Source organism: Streptomyces sp. BK340 (assembly GCF_007827595.1).
Classification (GTDB): domain Bacteria; phylum Actinomycetota; class Actinomycetes; order Streptomycetales; family Streptomycetaceae; genus Streptomyces.
Genome location: NZ_VISR01000011.1, coordinates 43,093 through 44,828, shown reverse-complemented (window position 1 = coordinate 44,828; position 1,736 = coordinate 43,093). Strand labels below are relative to the sequence as shown.

3 protein-coding genes are annotated in these 1,736 nt (G+C 67.0%); all 3 read left to right on the top strand.

The window, feature by feature from the left end; genetic code table 11:
* Window positions 1-849 (top strand): hypothetical protein (locus FB157_RS20470; protein WP_222440949.1); only part of this gene is annotated, 849 nt, incomplete at its 5' end.
* Between the two features lie 68 nt (window positions 850-917).
* Window positions 918-1,352: a YbaB/EbfC family nucleoid-associated protein gene (locus tag FB157_RS20465; protein WP_145881774.1), complete on the top strand. Its 435-nt coding sequence runs from the start codon at window positions 918-920 to the stop codon at window positions 1,350-1,352.
* A complete protein-coding gene (locus FB157_RS20460) occupies window positions 1,345-1,659 on the top strand; it encodes a hypothetical protein (protein ID WP_145881772.1) in 315 nt (104 codons plus the stop codon). Before FB157_RS20465 ends, FB157_RS20460 begins: the two co-directional genes overlap by 8 nt.
* The last annotated feature ends 77 nt before the right edge of the window (window positions 1,660-1,736 follow it).

The following is a 1,736-nucleotide window of genomic DNA, read 5'->3' as shown; positions in this document are numbered from 1 at the left end:
GACCCGGACGGTAATCCGGTTGCTGACCCGTCCTCCATGCTGTCCTCCCTGCCCCAGATCGGTTCGCCGACGGTGCCCACGAGCTCGACGGTGACTCCGACAGGCACGGTGACGGGCTCCGGCGGCAGTACGATCCCCGACGTCTCCTCGACGCTGTCCTCTCTGCCGCAGGCCGGTTCACTGACGGTGCCCAGCGGGTCGCATGTCACCGGCAACGGGTCTGTGGTCGGTCCTAACGGTCAGCCGGTGCTGGATGGTGCCGGGCATCCGATCACCGTGCCCAAGGGCTCGACCATCACTCCCACGGGCACAGTGATGGACGCCAACGGCCACCCGATCCCCGGAGCCGGCTCCGGGACGTCCCTGGTCAACTCGGGGCCGCCCTTGGTCGGGTCCCAGCCCCCCAAGCTCAGCCACCTCGCCACTCTCGCCAGTTCAGGCTTGCCGCACTCCAGTGTTTCGGGCGCGCCCAGCCTTTCCGGTGGGCAGGGCGGCCCGGCCCTGGGAGCCAATCCCCTCTCGCAGTGGACGGGCACGGGCACCAGCACCGGCATGAGCCGGCAGGCGCTGGCCAGCGGCGGTAATCCTGCCGCCAACGACCAGGCCGTGGCAGCGGCCCAGAAGGAAGCGGCGGCCCGGGAGGCGGCCATGTCGGCGGCTGAGGAGAGCCAGATGATGGGCCGATCCGTCGCCACCAGCAGTGGAGAACCGATGATGCCGCCGCCGATGGGTGGCATGCCCGCCGGCGGCGGATCCGGCGGCAAGCGACCGCGAACCGTGTTCGAACCCCAGGACGAAGAGGTCTGGGGCACGGAGAGCCACGCCGTGGACGGCGTCATCGGGCGCTGACACCTCGGCGCCGACCGTATCCGGGCACCGCCTGCCCCCGGTGTGTACCTGATGGAGAAAGGTGAGGGATGACGTCCCCCTTCGCAGAACAGATCGGCCAGATCATGGCCAATCTGGCCGAAAAGAAGAGCAAGTTGGAGTCCGTCAGCCGTGAGCTCCAGGAGGCCACCGCGTCGGCGACCTCCAAGGACCGCATGGTCACCGCGAAGGTCGGGCCGCAGGGGCAGGTCGTCTCGTTGACCTTTCACACGACCGACTACTCCGCGATGGCTCCCGCCGAGCTGTCCGCGGTACTCGTCAATGTCCTCAACGAAGCCCGCGCACAAATGGGCGAGAAGGTCATCGAAGCGTTCCGCCCCTTCGAGGACATGGGGCAGATGCTGGGCAGCTCGATGACCGGCGGCCAGGGACTCGAGGAACTCCTGGCCCCGCTGCGGGCCATGCGCCCCGGCGCGGAGAACGCGAAGCCGCAGCCCAAGCGGCAGGAGGAATTCAATGGCTAACCAGAAGCGTCTGACGGCACTGTCCGATCTCAAGAAGAAGTTCGCGCACTTCAAAGAGTTGCAGGAGTGCATGGACGATCTGGACAGGCTGCTTACGGAGATCGACGACAAGAACGCGAACGCCGCCGGACACGGTGAGGTCGGCGAGGCATACCGTTCCCAGGTCGAAAAGGGCACCACCGGCCTGCATGACATCACCAACACGGTAAAGGACGCGCTTGGCAACACGTGGTCGGCAGGGGCCGCGACGAGCGACGTCCTCAACCAAGCGGACCAGGACAACAACAACACCGCCAAGAACTGGTAGTCGGATCGAGCCGACAGCGCCCCTGGTGCCGCCGTCGGTGTTCGACTCACAAGCGGTAACGGAACGGTAACATCGCC

What these genes read in the sequence shown, in the direction of transcription:
- FB157_RS20465 (WP_145881774.1), top strand. Translation starts at nt 918, where the DNA reads ATGACGTCCCCCTTCGCAGAACAGATCGGCCAGATCATGGCCAATCTG.
- FB157_RS20460 (WP_145881772.1), top strand. Translation starts at nt 1,345, where the DNA reads ATGGCTAACCAGAAGCGTCTGACGGCACTGTCCGATCTCAAGAAGAAG.